This window comes from Vogesella amnigena (genome assembly GCF_042648905.1).
Classification (GTDB): domain Bacteria; phylum Pseudomonadota; class Gammaproteobacteria; order Burkholderiales; family Chromobacteriaceae; genus Vogesella; species Vogesella amnigena.
On record NZ_JBHRYH010000024.1, the window covers coordinates 16,336 to 33,955 of the forward strand.

At 61.1% G+C, this 17,620-nt stretch carries 14 protein-coding genes and 2 pseudogenes; 10 read left to right on the forward strand and 6 right to left on the reverse strand.

Translation table 11 applies throughout. The annotated features are described in order from the left end of the window. Window positions 1-47 precede the first annotated feature (47 nt). The gene (moaC, locus tag ACFOKJ_RS12055; protein WP_390279922.1) at window positions 48-539 is read right to left on the reverse strand and encodes a cyclic pyranopterin monophosphate synthase MoaC; all 492 of its coding nucleotides are present in this window, start codon (window positions 537-539) and stop codon (window positions 48-50) included. 377 nt (window positions 540-916) lie between these two features. Here moaC and tig point away from each other — a divergent pair, with 377 nt between their 5' ends. The 6 genes and pseudogenes from tig (at window position 917) to ACFOKJ_RS12085 (ending at window position 9,070) form a co-directional block, all read left to right on the forward strand. Continuing rightward, window positions 917-2,218 carry a trigger factor gene (tig, locus tag ACFOKJ_RS12060; protein ID WP_390279924.1) on the forward strand — a complete coding sequence of 434 codons (1,302 nt, stop codon included), beginning with the start codon at window positions 917-919 and terminating at the stop codon, window positions 2,216-2,218. A 24-nt stretch (window positions 2,219-2,242) separates the two neighbouring features. Next, window positions 2,243-2,875: an ATP-dependent Clp endopeptidase proteolytic subunit ClpP gene (clpP, locus tag ACFOKJ_RS12065; RefSeq protein ID WP_390279926.1), complete on the forward strand. Its 633-nt coding sequence runs from the start codon at window positions 2,243-2,245 to the stop codon at window positions 2,873-2,875. Between the two features lie 15 nt (window positions 2,876-2,890). After that, a pseudogene (clpX, locus tag ACFOKJ_RS12070) lies at window positions 2,891-4,112 on the forward strand (ATP-dependent Clp protease ATP-binding subunit ClpX). Between the two features lie 137 nt (window positions 4,113-4,249). Beyond that, a complete protein-coding gene (gene lon, locus ACFOKJ_RS12075; RefSeq protein WP_390279928.1) occupies window positions 4,250-6,661 on the forward strand; it encodes an endopeptidase La in 2,412 nt (803 codons plus the stop codon). Between the two features lie 174 nt (window positions 6,662-6,835). After that, complete coding sequence (locus tag ACFOKJ_RS12080) at window positions 6,836-7,105, forward strand: HU family DNA-binding protein (protein ID WP_088967408.1); 270 nt, start codon at window positions 6,836-6,838, stop codon at window positions 7,103-7,105. Between the two features lie 138 nt (window positions 7,106-7,243). Continuing rightward, on the forward strand, window positions 7,244-9,070 hold the full coding sequence (locus ACFOKJ_RS12085) for a SurA N-terminal domain-containing protein (RefSeq protein ID WP_390279931.1): 1,827 nt from the start codon (window positions 7,244-7,246) through the stop codon (window positions 9,068-9,070). Between the two features lie 45 nt (window positions 9,071-9,115). Here ACFOKJ_RS12085 and ACFOKJ_RS12090 read toward each other — a convergent pair whose 3' ends face one another. Further along, complete coding sequence (locus tag ACFOKJ_RS12090) at window positions 9,116-9,703, reverse strand: superoxide dismutase (RefSeq protein WP_390279933.1); 588 nt, start codon at window positions 9,701-9,703, stop codon at window positions 9,116-9,118. A gap of 115 nt (window positions 9,704-9,818) precedes the next feature. On the opposite strand from ACFOKJ_RS12090, the gene ACFOKJ_RS12095 reads away from it, so the two are divergent. The 4 genes from ACFOKJ_RS12095 to ACFOKJ_RS12110 all read left to right on the forward strand — a co-directional run bounded on the left by ACFOKJ_RS12095 (window position 9,819) and on the right by ACFOKJ_RS12110 (window position 13,430). Beyond that, window positions 9,819-10,991: a BaiN/RdsA family NAD(P)/FAD-dependent oxidoreductase gene (locus ACFOKJ_RS12095; RefSeq protein ID WP_390279935.1), complete on the forward strand. Its 1,173-nt coding sequence runs from the start codon at window positions 9,819-9,821 to the stop codon at window positions 10,989-10,991. Window positions 10,992-11,058: 67 nt separating this feature from the next. Then, entirely contained in the window at window positions 11,059-12,462 is a 1,404-nt protein-coding gene (gene dnaB / locus ACFOKJ_RS12100) for a replicative DNA helicase (protein WP_390279937.1), read from the forward strand. Window positions 12,463-12,513: 51 nt separating this feature from the next. Beyond that, window positions 12,514-12,822: a (2Fe-2S) ferredoxin domain-containing protein gene (locus ACFOKJ_RS12105; protein WP_390279939.1), complete on the forward strand. Its 309-nt coding sequence runs from the start codon at window positions 12,514-12,516 to the stop codon at window positions 12,820-12,822. Further along, entirely contained in the window at window positions 12,822-13,430 is a 609-nt protein-coding gene (locus tag ACFOKJ_RS12110; RefSeq protein WP_390279941.1) for an alpha/beta hydrolase, read from the forward strand. Before ACFOKJ_RS12105 ends, ACFOKJ_RS12110 begins: the two co-directional genes overlap by 1 nt. 86 nt (window positions 13,431-13,516) lie before the next feature. Here ACFOKJ_RS12110 and rnk read toward each other — a convergent pair whose 3' ends face one another. The 4 genes and pseudogenes from rnk to dinG form a co-directional block, all read right to left on the reverse strand. Beyond that, window positions 13,517-13,924, reverse strand: coding sequence for a nucleoside diphosphate kinase regulator (gene rnk / locus ACFOKJ_RS12115; protein ID WP_390279943.1), 408 nt, complete (start codon window positions 13,922-13,924; stop codon window positions 13,517-13,519). Between the two features lie 91 nt (window positions 13,925-14,015). Beyond that, window positions 14,016-14,816: a type I methionyl aminopeptidase gene (gene map, locus ACFOKJ_RS12120; protein ID WP_390279945.1), complete on the reverse strand. Its 801-nt coding sequence runs from the start codon at window positions 14,814-14,816 to the stop codon at window positions 14,016-14,018. Window positions 14,817-14,992: 176 nt separating this feature from the next. Further along, a pseudogene (locus ACFOKJ_RS12125) lies at window positions 14,993-15,280 on the reverse strand (DUF3579 domain-containing protein); the annotation flags it as partial. A gap of 180 nt (window positions 15,281-15,460) precedes the next feature. Continuing rightward, window positions 15,461-17,590: an ATP-dependent DNA helicase DinG gene (gene dinG, locus ACFOKJ_RS12130; RefSeq protein ID WP_390279970.1), complete on the reverse strand. Its 2,130-nt coding sequence runs from the start codon at window positions 17,588-17,590 to the stop codon at window positions 15,461-15,463. Window positions 17,591-17,620 lie beyond the last annotated feature (30 nt).

Consider the following 17,620-nt stretch of genomic DNA (forward strand, 5'->3'; position numbering starts at 1 on the left):
GATATAAGGGCTGCCGACGCAGCCCTGTATCTATCGCCGCCCGCTGTTTATTCGGCCTGCTGCTTGCCTGCCAGCCAGTGGCCGCTCTTGCCGCCCTGTTTCTCCAGTAGCTGCACGCCGGCAATTGTCATGCCCTTGTCCACGGCTTTCAGCATGTCGTACACGGTTAGCAGACCGGCCATCACACCGCTGAGCGCTTCCATTTCCACGCCGGTGCGGCCAACGGTCTCGGTGGTGACTTCGATATACAGGCGGTTGGCCGCAGCGTCGGCGCTGAACTCCACCGCCACGCGGGTGAGTGCCAGCGGGTGGCATAGCGGAATCAGGTCGGCGGTGCGCTTGGTGCCCTGGATAGCGGCCAGGCGCGCGATGCCCACTACATCGCCTTTCTTGTTGTTGCCGGCCCGCAGCAGGGCAAAGGTGGCCGGCGCCATGTCGATATGGCCACCGGCGCGGGCCACGCGGCGGGTTTCCGCCTTGGCGCCCACATCTACCATGTGGGCCTGGCCGGCAGCATCAAAATGGGTGAGTTGGCTCATGGCGTGATATCGAAATTACGGGGATGGCGTCACCATAGCGCGGCGGCTGCCGCGGCACAATCCGTCAGAAGGGGTAGTGGCGGCTGTCAGCGCGTGGCTGTCGTCTGCCGGCAAGGCCGCATGACGCTGGCGCAGCGCGTGCTGTCTTGCCCGTGAGGGCAGGCTGGCTGCACTGTTCAATTCGACACTGCATGCTATACTCGCCCTTTGCTTTGGCCTGCTAGGCTTGCCCGCGCTGCGGGTGGGCGAACTGGTTTAAGTTCTGATTTCATGGCGCAGGAAAGCATCATCTGCAAGGTTCCTCCAGCATTACGCTAGGCCTAGGACTTTCCCGCTTCTGGCTTCAACCCCACACCTTTCAAGACTAAGGATTGGAAATGCAAGTACAACTGGAAACGTTGAGCGGCCTTGAGCGTCGCATGAGCATCGCCCTGCCGCTGGCTGCTATCGATGCGCAAGTGAATGAGCGCCTCAAGCGCGTGGCTCGCACCGCAAAGATTCAGGGTTTCCGCCCGGGCAAGGCTCCGGCTAAGATCGTTGAAATGAACTACGGCGCACAAGTGCGCGAAGAAGTGCTGGGCGAACAGGTTCAGCAAGCTTTCTACAAGGCCGCCGCCGAGCAGAAGCTGCGCGTTGCCGGCTACCCGCGTTTCGAACCAGCCCAGGGCGATGCCGAGAGCTTCAAGTTCGCGGCTGCTTTCGAAGTGTTCCCGGAAGTGGTTGTTGGCGATCTGGCCGGCAAGGAAATCGAAAAGCCGAAGACCGAAGTGACCGACGGCGAGATCGACAAGACTGTCGACATCCTGCGCAAGCAGCGCACCCGCTTCAACCGCGTTGAGCGCGAAGCCGCCAACGGCGACCGCGTGATCATCGACTTCAAGGGCGCCATCGACGGCGTAGCCTTCGAAGGCGGTTCCTCCGAGAACTTCCCGTTCATGCTGGGTCAGGGCCAAATGCTGCCGGAATTCGAAGCCGGCATCATCGGCATGAAGGAAGGCGAGATCAAGAGCGTGGAAGTGAGCTTCCCGGCTGACTACCATGGCAAGGACGTGGCCGGTAAAACCGCCGTGTTCGAGATCATGGTGAAGAACGTGGCCGAAGCGCAGCTGCCGGAAGTGAACGAAGAGTTCGCCAAGCAACTGGGCATCGCCGATGGCGACGTGGCCAAGATGCGTGCCGAGATCCGCAAGAACGTGGAGCGCGAAGTGAAGCGCCGCCTGACTGCGCAGATCAAGGAAAACGTGATGCAGGCGCTGATCGACGTGACCCCGATGGAGCTGCCGAAGGCGCTGGTGGATCTGGAAGTTGGCCGCCTGATGGAACAGGCTCGCCAGGATCTGGCGCAGCGTGGCATGCAGGTGAAGGATATGCCGCTGCCGGCAGACCTGTTCACCCAGCAAGCCGAGCGCCGCGTGGCCCTGGGTCTGATCCTGTCCGCCGTGGTGGAAGCCAACCAGCTGGAAGCCAAGCCGGAACAGGTGAAGGCACTGGTGGAAGAGTTCGCCGAAAGCTACGAGCAGCCGGAAGACGTGATCCAGTGGTACTACGCCAGCCAGGAACGCCTGGAAGGCCCGACCTCCATGGTGCTGGAAGACAACGTGGTTGAATTTGTGCTGGCTAAGGCCAATGTTGTCGAGAAGGAAGTTTCCTTCGAAACCCTAATGGGCCAGAACGCCTGATTTGTTGAATAACCGGAGAGGTCGATGAAATCGATGATTGAACCGCAAGGTCTGGGCCTGGTGCCCATGGTGGTAGAGCAGAGTGGTCGTGGCGAACGCGCCTACGACATCTTCTCTCGCCTGTTGAAGGAACGCATTGTGTTCCTGGTCGGTCCGGTTACCGACGAGTCGGCCAATCTGGTGGTGGCACAGCTGCTGTTCCTGGAATCGGAAAACCCGGACAAGGACATCTACCTGTACATCAATTCCCCGGGGGGCTCGATCACGGCCGGCATGTCGATCTACGACACGATGAATTTCATCAAGCCGGACGTGTCCACCCTCTGCATTGGCCAGGCGGCCAGCATGGGCGCGTTCCTGCTGTCCGCCGGTGCCCAGGGCAAGCGCTTTGCGCTGCCGCATAGCCGCGTGATGATCCACCAGCCGCTGCTGTACGGCGGTGGTCTGACCGGCCAGGTTACCGATATCGAGATTCACGCCCGCGAACTGGTGAAAACCAAGGCGCAGATGAACGAACTCTTGGCCAAGCATGCTGGCCAGAGTGTGGAACAAGTACAAGCCGACACCGAACGCGACAATTTCATGTCTGCCGAAGATGCCCGTGTATACGGTCTCATCGACAAGGTGCTGAGCTCGCGCGCCGACGTGGCGGCTTAATAGGACGTCGATCAGATGGCAGAAAAAGGCGGTAACGAAAAACTGCTGTACTGCTCTTTTTGCGGCAAGAGCCAGCATGAAGTGCAGCGCCTGATTGCAGGCCCGCAGGTATACATCTGCAACGAGTGCGTCGATCTGTGCGGCGACATCATCCGCGAGGAAGTGGAGGCCAAGGTGGGCGGCGACAGCAATGCCGCCGGCACGCCGCCGCTGCCGACGCCGCAGGAGATTCGCACCTCGCTGGATCAGCACATCATTGGCCAGGAACACGCCAAGAAGGCGCTGGCGGTGGCGGTGTACAACCACTACAAGCGGTTGTACACCCCGAGCAGCAAGGANGCTGGCACAGACGCTGGCCAAGCTGCTGGATGTGCCGTTCGTGATTGCCGACGCCACCACGCTGACCGAAGCCGGTTACGTGGGCGAGGATGTCGAGCACATCATCCAGAAACTGCTGCAGAAGTGCGATTACGACGTGGAGAAGGCCCAGCGTGGCATTGTCTACCTCGACGAAATCGACAAGATCTCGCGCAAGTCGGAAAACCCGTCCATTACCCGTGACGTGTCCGGCGAAGGCGTGCAGCAGGCACTGCTGAAGCTGATCGAAGGCACCGTGGCTTCGGTGCCGCCGCAGGGTGGTCGCAAGCACCCGAACCAGGAATTCATTCAGGTGGATACCACCAATATCCTGTTCATCTGCGGTGGCGCTTTCGACGGTCTGGAAAAAATCATTCGCCGTCGTTCGGAAAAGGGCGGCATCGGTTTTGGCGCCAGCATCAGTTCCAAGGAAGACGGCAAGTCGATCACCACGCTGTTCAGCGAGGTGGAGCCGGAAGACCTGATCAAGTTTGGCTTGATCCCGGAGCTGATCGGCCGTCTGCCGGTGGTGACCACGCTGGAAGAGTTGGACGAAGAAGCGCTGGTGAGCATCCTGACCCAGCCGAGGAACGCGCTGATCAAGCAGTACCAGCGCCTGTTCTCGCTGGAGAACGTGGAGCTGGACGTATTGCCGTCCGCCTTGCGTGTCATCGCCAAGCAGGCGCTGATCCGCAAGACCGGCGCTCGCGGCCTGCGCTCCATTCTGGAGCGTGCCTTGCTCGATACCATGTACGAGCTGCCGTCGCTGCAGGATGTGTGCAAAGTCGTTGTAGATGAAAAGGTTATCGAAAAGGGTGACAAACCCACCTTCATCTACCAGGGTGGCGATGCGCGAACGGATGCGGCGCAGTCTGCCTGATCCGGCCAGAACAAGCCGCCCGCAAGGGCGGTTTTTTATTTCCAGCGTTGCTGGAACTGCTTTAGCATGCTTGATAAGGACGGAATTGCCCTAATCTGTCCAGCTAACTGTAATCCCCAAGAGCAAGGTTAGGTGATATGCCACAACCCGCCGATTTGAAAGAAAAGACCACGCTGCCATTGCTGCCGCTGCGTGACGTGGTGGTCTTCCCGCACATGGTAATCCCACTGTTCGTTGGCCGCGCCAAATCCATCAAGGCGCTGGAGCTGGCCATGGACGAGAACAAGCAGATTCTGCTGGTGGCACAACGCTCGGCCGATAAGGACGAGCCGGCTGTCGATGATCTGCATGAGATTGGCGCCGTTGCCACCATTCTGCAGATGCTGAAACTGCCGGACGGTACCGTGAAGGTGCTGGTGGAAGGTCGCCAGCGCGCCCGAGTGTCGCAGGTGAATGATCACGGCGATTATTTCTCCGCCGAAGTGGACCCGCTGGCGCCGGACGCCGAGGACAATCGCGAAGTCGAGGCGCTGCGCCGTGCATTGCTGGCGCAGTTCGAGCAGTTCGTGAAGCTGAACAAGAAGATCCCCAGCGAAGTCCTGTCGTCGCTGGGTGGTATCGACAAGGCCGGTCGCCTAGCCGACTCCGTGGTGGTGCATCTGCCGCTGAAGCTGGAAAGCAAGCAGCAGGTGCTGGAGATGTTCGATATCAAGGAGCGTATCGAATATCTGCTGTCGCTGATGGAGTCGGAGATCGACATCCTGCAGGTGGAAAAGCGCATCCGTGGTCGCGTCAAGCGCCAGATGGAGAAGAGCCAGCGCGAGTACTACCTGAACGAGCAGGTTAAGGCGATCCAGAAAGAGCTGGGCGAAGGCGAGGAAGGTAACGACTTCGACGAGCTGGAGAAAAAGATCAAGCTGGCCGGCATGTCCAAGGAAGGCAAGGACAAGGCCATGGCCGAGCTGAAGAAGCTGCGCATGATGTCGCCGATGTCGGCCGAGGCTACCGTGGTGCGCAACTACATCGAAACCCTGACTGATCTGCCGTGGAAGAAGAAGACCAAGATCAGCAAGGATATCGATGTGGCCGAAGAGGTGCTGGAAGAGGATCACTTCGGTCTGGAAAAGGTCAAGGAACGCATTCTGGAGTACCTGGCGGTGCAGCAGCGTGTCGATCGTCTGAAGGCGCCGATCCTGTGCCTGGTAGGGCCGCCGGGCGTGGGCAAGACCTCGCTGGGGCAGTCGATTGCCCGCGCTACCAATCGCAAGTTCGTGCGCATGGCACTGGGCGGCGTGCGCGACGAATCCGAGATTCGCGGCCATCGCCGTACCTACATCGGCTCCATGCCGGGCAAGGTGCTGCAGAACATGAGCAAGGTGGGGGTGAAAAACCCGCTGTTCCTGCTGGATGAAGTGGACAAGATGGGGGCCGACTTCCGTGGCGACCCGTCCTCCGCACTGCTGGAAGTGCTGGATCCGGAACAGAACCATGCCTTTGTCGATCATTACGCCGAGGTGGATTTCGATCTCTCCGACGTGATGTTCGTGGCCACCGCCAACTCGATGAATATCCCGCCTGCACTGCTGGATCGCATGGAGATCATCCGCTTGTCCGGCTACACCGAGGACGAGAAGGTCAATATCGCCACCAAGTACCTGGTGCCGAAGCAGATCAAGGCCAACGGTGTGGTGGAAGGCGAGCTGCAGATCCACGAGTCCGCGCTGCGTGACATTGTGCGCTACTACACCCGCGAGGCGGGCGTGCGTAGCCTGGATCGCGAGATCGCCAAGATCTGCCGCAAGGTCGTGACGGTGCAGTCCAAGAAAAAGGCTGGTGCCGGCAAGACTACGGTGAACAGCCGGAATCTGGAGAAATACCTGGGTGTGCAGCGTTTCGACTTTGGCCTGGCCGAAGAAGAAAACCGCATCGGCCAAGTAACCGGTCTTGCTTGGACCGAGGTGGGTGGCGACCTGCTCACGATCGAGGCGGTGGCGCTGCCTGGCAAGGGTAATATCATCCGTACCGGCCAGCTGGGCGAGGTGATGCAGGAGTCGATTACCGCAGCCATGAGCGTGGTGCGCAGCCGTGCCAGCCAGCTTGGCATCAAGCCGGACTTCTACGAGAAGCACGACATGCACATCCACGTGCCGGAAGGGGCCACGCCCAAGGATGGCCCGTCGGCGGGTATTGCCATGACCACCGCGCTGGTATCGGTGCTGACTGGCAACCCGGTGCGTGCCGACGTGGCGATGACCGGCGAGATTACCTTGCGTGGCGAGGTACTGCCGATTGGCGGCCTGAAGGAAAAGCTGCTGGCCGCACAGCGTGGCGGTATCAAGCGGGTGCTGATTCCGAAAGGCAACGTCAAGGACCTGGTCGAAATACCGGCAAATATCAAGAACAAGCTGGAAATTATTCCGGTAAAGTGGATTGATGAAGTTTTGGCATTGGCGCTGGAGCGTCAGCCAGAGGCTTTGCCGGCGGAAATGCCCGCCGTTGCTGCATCTGTTGCCGAACCGGCGACAGCACCAGTGCAAATGACGCATTAATGACGCATTGTTTTGATTTGCTGGAGAAAGCGCGCTAGCATCGGCTTCCAGAGGGGGTGGGAACCTACCAATACCCCGCTGGAAGCCGCTTGACACAAGGATTTTGGCCTTGCTATAAAGCTAGCGGTTTTATTCAGTACTCCGTACACCGAGAACGACGAAAGGGGACTTAACGTGAACAAGTCTGAACTGATTGACGCGATCGCCGCCAAGGCAGACATTTCCAAAGCAGCAGCCGGCAAGGCTCTGGATGGCATGATTGATGCCGTGGCTGAAGCGCTGAAAACTGGCGATACCGTCACCGTTGTAGGCTTTGGTACTTTCTATGTTGGCGAACGCGCTGAGCGTAGTGGCCGCAATCCGAAAACCGGCGAGACCATTACCATTGCCGCTGCCAAGTCTCCGAAGTTCCGCGCTGGCAAGGCTCTGAAAGACGCCCTGTAATCTGCCTGCCTGGAAACCAGCAGACAGCCAGTCTGTCTGACCGTCTGGCCGGGGCGCATGGCTTACAAGGCCCCTCAGATAACATCAAGGTGAACGGCCCGCCGTTCACCTTGTTTTTTTGCAAGACCTCATTCCGTCATGTTTGATTTCGTTCATAACAACAATACCGCCATCAAGATCATTCTGGGGGCGGTGGCGCTGACCTTTGTTGGCTTCGGTGTTGGCAGTTACAGCGCAGCCGTGGATGACCCGTACCTGGCCAAGGTGGGGGATGCCAAGATCTACAAGCGTGACGTCGAGCGCCAGCTGCAGGATCAGCCTGCCAACGCCGCTTCGCGTCAGGCGGTGCTGGAAAACCTGATCCGCCAGGAAATGCTGCTGGCCGAGGCAGGGGCTTCGCGTCTGGCAGTGGCACCGACGCAGTTGCGGGCAGTGATTGCCGGCATCCCGGCATTCCAGGATGGCGGCAAGTTCAGTGCAGCCCGTTACCGCGAATTCCTGGCCGCGCGCAATATGGATGCCGCCACCTTCGAGTCGCAGGTCAGTCGTGACTTGCTGCTTCAGGCGCAGGCGGCGCCGTATCTGAACGCACAGTTTGTGTCGCGCACCTTGCAGACGCGATTGTCCGCCATGATGACCGAGACCCGCGACGTGCGCGCCCTGGTGCTGAAGCCGGAGCAGTTTGCCGCCAGCGTCAAGCTGGACGATGCGGTGCTGAAGGCCTATTACGATGCCAATCTGAAGCGCTTCAAGGCCGAGGAAACCGTGGCGCTGGACTATGTACAGCTGTCGCAGGCACAGCTGGCACAAGGTATTCAGGTATCGGATGACGAAGCCCGTGCTTACTTCGACAAGAACATCGGCGAGTTTGGTGGCGAGCAGCGCGACGTGTCGCACATCTTGCTGACCGTGGCCAAGGGTGCCTCGGCTGCCGATAAGGCCAAGGTAAAGGCCGAGGCTGAAGCCATTCTCAAGGAAGTGCGTGCCAACCCGGCCAGATTTGCCGAGCTGGCCAAGGCCAAATCGCAGGATCCTGGCTCTGCGGCCAACGGTGGTGACCTGGGTGCGTTTGGTCGTGGCACCATGACCAAGCCGTTCGAGGACGTGGCCTTCCGCATGCAGAAGGGACAGATCAGCGAAGTGGTGGAAACCGAATTCGGTTACCACATCCTGAAGCTGAATGAGATCAAGGGCGCCGACTTTGCTGCACAGAAGGCCGACGTGATTGCCAAGCTGCAGCTGCAGAAGGCGGCTGCGGAATTCCGCAGCAAGGCGGAAAAGCTGGCCGAGATTGCTTATCAGCAAGGTGACTCGCTGAAGGGCCTGCAGGCATTGGGGCTGACGGTACAGCGTAGCGAAGCGTTGCCGCGTGCCGGCAAGGCTGGCGATGCCCTGTTGGGCAACCGCAAGGTATTGGACGCCGCTTTCAGTGACGACGTGCTGAAAGGCAAGCACAACAGCGAGCCGATCGATCTGGGCAATAACACCCTGGTGGTGTTGCGAGTGGCCGAGCATCAGCCGGCACGGCAGAAGCCGCTGGCCGAAGTGGCTGCCCAGGTGAAGGCGGAGTTGCTGGCGCGCGAAGGCGGCAAGCTGGCCGCGCAGCGTGGCGAGGCGCTGCTGGCGGAACTGAAGGCAGGCAAGGGTGTGGATGCACAAGCCTGGCTGGCAGCGCAGTCGCTGTCGCGCCGCAATCCGGGGCAGGTGCCTGCGGCCGAGGTGCGTGCCATCTTTGCCGTAGCCGGCAAGTCGGTGCCCGGTTTTGCCGGGCTGAAGCGCGATAATGGCGAGTTTGTCATTTATCGCGTGGACAAGGTGCAGGCTGCTGCTGCGCTGGCACCGGAAGAATCTGCCCAGTTGCGTGGCCTGTTGTCCGAGTTGTCGGCCAATAGTGTGATGGGTGCCTATCTGGAGCAATTGCGCCAGAAGCACAAGGTGCTGATCAATCAGGCTGCGGAAGAATGAAAAAGGCCCCGTAAGGGGCCTTTTTCATGTGCTGCTGTTGCCGGATCAGGCGAAGTTCTGGGCGACGAAGTCCCAGTTCACCAGCTTCCAGAAGCCTTCCATGTAGTTCGGGCGGCTGTTGCGGTAGTCGATGTAGTAAGCGTGTTCCCACACGTCGCAAGTCAGCAGGGCTTTCTTGTCGGTGGTCAGCGGGGTGGCGGCATTGCTGGTGGAAACCAGGTCCAGGCTGCCATCGGTGTTCTTCACCAGCCAGGCCCAGCCGGAGCCGAAGGTACCAACGGCACAGGCGGCGAAGGCTTTCTTGAACTCGTCGAAGGAGCCCCACTTGGCGTTGATGGCGTCGGCCAGTGCGCCAGCCGGCTTGCGCTCTTCGCCGGAAGCGTTCGGTGCCAGACCGAACCAGTAGAAGGTGTGGTTCCATACCTGGGCGGCGTTATTGAAGATGCCACCGGAAGATTTCTTCACGATTTCTTCCAGGGAGGCGTTCTCGAACTCGGTGCCCTTGATCAGATTGTTCAGGTTGGTAACGTAGGTCTGGTGATGCTTGCCGTAGTGGAATTCCAGGGTTTCCTTGGAAATGATCGGCGCCAGGGCGTCCAGGCCGTACGGCAGTTCGGGCAGTTTGTGTTCCATCGTGCTCTCCAGAGTTGATAAGCAAAACAGCATGTGCTGCTAGACCGTTGAAGTTTACTGTAATTGGGCGAATGCGCCAATTGTTGACTAAATCACTAGACTAAAGGTTTGTGTTGTGCAATTCGATGTCATTGTTCTGGGTGCCGGGGCTGCCGGTATGATGTGTGCAGCTACCGCCGGCCAACGCGGTCGTCGGGTGCTGCTGCTGGATCATGCCGACAAGCTGGCGGAAAAGATCCGCATCTCTGGTGGTGGGCGCTGCAATTTCACTAATCTGCAGGCGCGACATGACTGCTATGTGTCGGATAACCCGAACTTCTGTCGCTCGGCACTGGCGCAGTACACGCCGCGCGACTTCATCGCGCTGGTGGAGCGTTACGGCATTGCCTACCACGAGAAGAAGCTTGGCCAGCTGTTTTGTGATGATAGCAGCCAGCAAATTATCGATATGCTGGATTCCGAATGCCGTGCGGCCAAGGTCGACCGGCGTATGGGGGTAGCAGTGCAGCAGGTTGGCCGCAACGGTGAGTCGTTCGTGGTGCATACCTCGCTGGGCGTGTTCGAGGCCGGGTCGCTGGTGGTGGCCACGGGCGGGCTGTCCATCCCGCAGATCGGCGCCACGCCGCTGGGTTACCAGATTGCCGAGCAGTTCGGCCTGCCGCTGACGCCGCTGTCACCGGCACTGGTGCCGCTGACTTTCCACCTGGACGATGCCGAGCGCTTTGCGCCGCTGGCCGGGGTGTCGCTGGATGTGGAAGTGCGCAGCGGCAAGGTGCGCTTCCGCGAGAATGTGTTGTTCACCCACAAGGGTCTGTCCGGGCCGGCGATTTTGCAGATTTCCAGCTACTGGCAGCCGGGGCAGGAGATCGTCATCGACCTGCTGCCGGATATCGATGCCGAGGCCTGGCTGGAGGAGCGTGCCGGCAGCGAGCAGCTGCTGGCCAATGCCATGGGCGAGCTGGCCTGGCCCAAGCGTTTTGCCGAGGCCTGGCTGGCAGCGCAGGGTGCCAACGTGCGTGGCAAGGATCTGGCGCCGAAGAAGCGGCGCCAGCTGGCCGAAGCACTGCACAACTGGCGCGTGCTGCCCAATGGCACCCAGGGTTATAAAAAGGCCGAAGTGACGCGCGGCGGCGTGTCCACCCGGGCGCTGTCGTCCAAGACCATGATGGCCAACGATGTGCCGGGGCTGTTCTTCATTGGCGAGGTGGTGGACATTACCGGCTGGCTGGGTGGCTACAACTTCCAGTGGGCGTGGTCTTCCGGCTTTGTTGCCGGCAAAAACTGCTAGAATCACGCTTCTTCAGTTTCTCCCTTCAGGGTTGGCCGCGGCCAACCCTGTTCTGATTCCAGGTGTTATGAGCGAATTCGATATCAACGACGCAAGCGTCGCCGCCATCCGCACACCGCCGCACTCCATCGAGGCCGAACAATCGGTGCTGGGCGGCCTGCTGCTGGACAATAGCTCGTGGGAAAAAATCGCCGACCTGCTGACCGAGGCGGATTTTTATCGCCATGACCACCGGCTGATCTTCAAGCACATGGCGCGCATGGTGGACATGGCGCGTCCGGCCGACGTGGTGACGGTGTCCGAAAGCCTGGACAAGAGCAATGAGCTGGCCAGTATCGGCGGCATTGCCTACCTGGCCTCGCTGGCGCAGAACACGCCGTCCGCGGCCAACATCCGCCGCTATGCCGAGATCGTGCGCGAGCGCTCCATCATGCGGGCGCTGGCGCAGGTGGGTACCGAGATCGCCGAGGCAGCCTACAACCCGCAGGGGCGCGATGCGGCGCAGCTGCTGGACGATGCCGAGGGCAAGGTGTTCCAGATTGCCGAATCCACCGCCAAATCCAAGCAGGGCTTCCTGGAGATGCCGGCACTGCTGAAAGAGGTGGTGGAGCGCATCGACATGCTCTATAGCCGCGAGAACCCGGACGAAGTCACCGGCGTACCGACCGGCTTTACCGATCTGGATGCCAAGACCTCCGGCCTGCAGCCAGGCGACCTGATCATCGTGGCCGGCCGCCCGTCCATGGGTAAGACCGCGTTCTCGATGAACATCGCCGAGCACGTGGCGGTGGAGGCGCACCTGCCGGTGGCGGTGTTCTCCATGGAAATGGGCGGCACGCAGCTGGTGATGCGTATGCTGGGTTCGGTGGGGCGGCTGGATCAGCACGTGCTGCGTACCGGCAAGCTGGGTGACGAGGACTGGCAGAAGCTGACCTACGCCATCGGCAAACTGTCCGAGGCGCCGATGTATATCGACGAAACCCCTGGCCTGACCGCGCTGGAGCTGCGCGCCCGTGCCCGTCGCCTGGCGCGCCAGCACGGCGGCAAGCTGGGGCTGATCGTGATCGACTACCTGCAGCTGATGTCCGGCTCCGGTCGTGGCGACAACCGTACTGCCGAGCTGGGCGAAATCTCGCGGGGCCTGAAGGGCCTGGCCAAGGAGCTGCAGGTGCCGGTGATTGCGCTGTCGCAGCTGTCGCGTGCGGTGGAGCAGCGTACCGACAAGCGGCCGATGATGTCCGACTTGCGGGAATCCGGTGCCATCGAGCAGGATGCCGACTTGATCATCTTCATGTACCGCGACGAGTACTACAACCCGGATACCCCGGATAAGGGCGTGGCCGAGGCGATTATCGGTAAGCACCGTAACGGCCCGGTGGGCCGGGTGCGGCTGGCCTTCATCGGCATGTACGCCAAGTTCGACAACGCGGCAGTGCACGGCATTACCGGCTGGGCGGACGCGGACGGTTAAGGTTAATGAGTATGCGGCCAACGTTGGCCGCTGCAGAAGCAAGGAATGGCGATGAGCTTTTTCGACAAACACGTATTCATCTGTTGCAACCAGCGCGCTCCGGGCGAGGCCTGCTGCAATAACCATGGCTCCAGCGAACTGCTGGGCTATATGAAGGACCAGATCAAGGCTCGCGGCCTGGCTGGTGACGGCAAGATCCGCGTCAACAAGGCCGGTTGCCTGGGGCGCTGCGACGATGGCCCGGTGATGGTGGTCTACCCGCAGGAGACCTGGTACACCTTCATCGACAAGGAAGATATCGATGAAATCATCGAGCGCCACATGGTGGGCGGCGAGGTGGTGGAAAGGCTGAAGATCTGATGTTGAAGGCACTGCAGAAAATCGATATCGCCGGCCCGGTGGGCAAGCTGGAGACCATCGTGATTCCGGCTGTGGGTGACACCAGCGGCATCGCGGTGATCTGCCACCCCAACCCCACCCAGGGCGGCACCAACACCAACAAGGTGGTGCAGACCGCCGCCAAGGCGCTGTCGCAGCTCGGTTATGTGTGCTACCTGCCTAATCTGCGCGGTGTGGGCGATAGTGAAGGCGTACACGACCACGGCAATGGCGAAGTGGACGACGTGCTGGCGGTAATCGCGCATGCCAAGACAGAGCAGGGCGAGCTGCCGCTGGCGCTGGCTGGTTTTTCGTTTGGCGGCTTTGTCGCCGCGCGGGTGCGCGAGCGGGTGGAAGCCGACAAGCTGCTGCTGATGGGGGTGGCGGTAGGCAAGTACGTGATCCCGACGCCGCATGTGCCGGCGGACACGCTGGTGATCCATGGCGAGGCGGACGAGGTGATTCCGCTGTCCGCAGTGCTGGACTGGGCGCGGCCGCAGCACCTGCCGGTGGTGGTGTTTCCGGAGGCCGGGCACTTTTTCCACGGCCGACTGGTGCAGTTGGCGGCGATGATCAAGCGCTGCTGGTAGGTACATGGGACGTAAAGCAACGGGCTGCCATTGGCAGCCCGTTTTGCGTCTGCGGCCAACGTTGGCCGCAAGGTGGGTGCTTCCGCTCAGCGATGCAGTTCGCCGGCGGCCTCCGGCTGGTAGCTGATGCCGTCGATGGTGACCACGGTATGGCCGCCACCCGGTAGCGGCCAGTCCATGCTCTGGCCAACCGACAGGCCAAGCAGGCTGCAGCCTACCGGCGCCAGGATGGAGATGCGATCGGCGCTGCCGTCGGCATCGCGCGGGAACACCAGGGTCAGCTCGCGCATCACGCCGTTGCCCAGATGGAAGCGCACCCGGCTGTTCATGGTTACCACATTGGACGGCAGCTGTTCCGGCTCCACAATGTCAGCGCGGTCCAGCTCGGCCTCCAGGGCGCGGCCAACAGGGCTGTGACCGGCTTCGCCGGCAAGCAGGGCGCTCAGGCGTTCGTAGTCCAGGGTGGAAATGGTAATGCCGGGCAGGGTGCTCATGGCTGGTTCCTCTTGACGGGTAGCGGCAGCAAAAACAAAAGGCGTGGCAGAAGCCACGCCTGTTTGAGGGACACCCGTCTGGGCGGATGGTTCAGTTTTTGAACACCGGTTTGGGCGGGGTGCCGTCCGAGGTAGTCAGGATTTCGTAGCCGGCTTCGGTAACCAGCACGGTGTGTTCCCACTGTGCGGACAGGCTGCGATCCTTGGTTACTACCGTCCAGCCATCGCCCAGGATGCGCAGGTGGCGCTTGCCCTGGTTGATCATCGGTTCGATGGTGAAGATCATGCCGGCTTTCAGCTCCAGGCCGGTGCCGGGCTGGCCGTAGTGCAGTACCTGCGGCTCTTCGTGGAATTTCTTGCCGATGCCGTGGCCGCAGAATTCCTGCACCACGCTGTAGCCGGCGGCTTCGGCGTGGCGCTGGATGGCGTAGCCGATATCGCCCAGGCGCGCGCCCGGTTTTACCTTCTCGATGCCTTTCCACATGCACTCGTAGGTGATCTTGCACAGGCGGCGGGCAAAATCGGCAACCTCACCCACGTAGTACATGCGGCTGTTGTCGCCGTGGTAGCCATCCTTGATCACGGTGATGTCCAGGTTGACGATGTCACCCTTTTTCAGCGGCTTGCCATCCGGAATGCCGTGGCAGATCACGTGGTTGATCGAGGTGCAGATCGACTTCGGGTACGGGTTGGTGCCGTCCGGCGCGTAGTTCAGCGGCGCCGGGATGGTGCCCTGCACGTTGACCATGTAGTCGTGGCAGAGCTTGTCCAGTTCTTCGGTGGTCACGCCCGGTTTCACGAACGGGGTGATGTAGTCCAGCACTTCGGCGGCCAGGCGGCCGGCGATGCGCATTTTCTCGATGTCTTCCTGAGTCTTGATGACGATGGCCATGCTGTAATCGCTTGATGTGTGAACGGGTAATGATAGCAAATATCAAGTAGTTACGGGCGCATGGAGCGCCCGTAGCCGTATTGGCAAAGTGCTTTCGCAGTGCGTGAAGAGCCTTGCCGGATGAGATGCCTCTCGTGCTGGCAGGGTGATCAGGCCAGGAACTGGTTGGGGTAGACCTCGTCGATCAGCGTGCGGCAATCGACGATGCGCAGGTCGTTGTCCTTGGCAAAGTCCATCAGGAAACGGAACACCGGCGGGTGCAGCTTTTCCATTTTCTTGTCGACGGCAACACAGCGGATGCCGTCCAGCAGCATCGGCCGCACGAACTGGTGATAGGCCAGTTTCTGGTCGTCTCCGAACGAGGACAGGATGCCGGCCAGACGTTCGGCCCAGTCGCTGGGGCGGAAGGTACGACCTTCGGAGGTAACACCTTGGATAACAATTTCGTAGGGGTTGCAGATCATTGACGTAACCGGGCGCTTGTTCTTGTGGGGTGTGATCTTTGACCGTGTCCTGTCTGTTTATTATGCGGGGCGCTGTTTTGTAATTGTAGGCCGACAGGTTTGCGGGTTATCCCTCAATTTTAACCGAAAACGGTTATCGAGACACCTGCAAAAAAGGCGGATTTCCCTAATGGCCCATTGTCAGATACGGCGGAAGGCCGGCAGCGAGGCCAGCAGCTTCTTGCCATAGCTCTGGCGCACGATGCGGTTGTCGAGGATGGTGACACGGCCATAATCGCTTTCGGTGCGGATCAGGCGGCCAACCGCCTGTACCAGCTTGATCGAGGCTTCCGGCACGGTTAGCTCCACGAAGGGGTTGCCGCCGCGTTTTTCGATCCAGCGTGCCAGCGTGCGGCCAACCGGGTCGTCCGGCATGGCAAACGGCAGCTTGGCGATGATCACATGCACGCAGGCTTCGCCTGGCAGATCCAGCCCTTCGGAGAAGGAGTCCAGCCCGAACAGCACGCTGGCGCGGCCGTCTTTCAGTGCGGTGTAGTGTCGCTCCAGTAGTACCGATTTGGGCAGCTCGCCCTGTACCAGCACCCGCTCGCGCAGCGTGGCGTCCAGGCCTTCGGCCACTTCCTGCATCTGCTTGCGCGAGGTGAACAGCACCAGAGTGCCCACCGCCTCGCTGCTGTCGATCAGTCGCGGCAGCCAGTCGATGATCTCGCGGGTATGTGCCGACGGGTCCTTGGGGGTGGCGGCCAGCGGCGGCAGGTACAGCTCGCCCTGTTCGCTGAAGTTGAACGGCGAATCCAGCGCCACGCAGGTGGTGTCCGGCAGCCATTTCAGCCCAGTCTGCGACAGCAGCAGGTCAAAGTTCCCCAGCGAGCGCAGCGTGGCGGAGGTGAGCAGGGCGCCGGCGGCGCGGCGCCACAGCGTGGCGGCCAGGCTGGCGGCGGCGCTCACCGGCGAGGCGGAAAACACGTAATCACCCTTGCCATCCAGGCGACGTGTCACCCATTTGGCGATTGGTGGCGCGGCTTCGTCCGGCTCTTTCTCGAACAAGTCCCACAGCGCCACCAGCTGTTCGCACTTGCCGACAAAGAAGCCCGCGTCGGCATTGGTTTTGTCCAGCAGCAGTGCATCCTGCTGCTTGTCCTTGCGCAGCGCACCCAGCGCGTCGGCCATGCCGGACAGGTTCTTGTATAGGCTGCGTGCCGATAGCGCCATGTTGGCCGCAGGAATCTTCATGTATTCCGGCAGCACGCCGTCTTCTACCAGCCACGACGGCTCCATATTGTCGCTGGCAGCCTCCAGCGACGGTTCGCCCTGCAACAGCCACAACCATTCGGTGAGGCTTTCCATGCAGGCGCCGGCAGCGTCGATGGCATTGCTGGACAGCTCAGGCTTGTCGATCAGCGCATCCACGCGGGTGGCCAGCGCCGCCACTTTGTCCAGCCAGCCCATGGCCTGTGCCACGCTGTGCTCGGCGGCAAACTGGTTCACTGCCTTCTTGGCCAGATGGTGCGCCTCGTCGATGCAGTAGAAGCTGTGCTCCGGTGCCGGCAGGATCACGCCGCCGCCCATGGTTACGTCGGCCAGCAGCAGGTCGTGGTTGGCCACCACCACATCCACGGTTTCCAGCGTTTCCCGTGCCAGGTAGAACGGGCATTCGGCACGGTTGGGGCAACCGGCTTTCAGGCAGCCATGGCGGTCGTTGGTGACGCGGCGCCACAGATCGTCTTCGATGTTTTCCGACCAGGTGTCGCGGTCACCATTCCAGCGGCGATAGTAGAAGGCGTCCGACAGTTGGCGTAGCGCGTCGATCTCGGCCTGCTCCGGTTTCCGCTCCCACAGTGCCAGTGTCGGGTCGGGCGCCAGCAGCTCGCCCTGGGCGTGATCCGACGTCAGTTGGTACAGGCGGTACGGGCACAGGTAGCGGCCGCGGCCCTTGGCCAGCGCGAAGGTCAGCTCCAGCCCGCTTTTTTCGATCAGGAACGGCAGGTCGCGGTTGACCAGCTGTTCCTGCAGCGCGATGGTGGCACTGGTGACCACCAGTTTCTTGGCGCGGCACTTGGCCATTACGCCGCCGGCCAGCAGGTAGGCCAGGCTCTTGCCGACGCCGGTGGGGCCTTCCACCACGGCGATGCTCTCGCCATTGCGCTCCACTGCTTCGCCTTCGGCATTCACCGGCAGGGCACGGCCAAAGGCGTTGGCGATTTCCGCCAGCATGCGGCGCTGGGCGGCACGCGGGCGGAATCCCGGCAGGTTGTCGGCAATGGCGCGGTAGTGGTCGCGCAGCAGGTCTTTTTCGGCATCGGTCAGCATGGCGCGCATTGTAGCGGATTCACCTGCGCC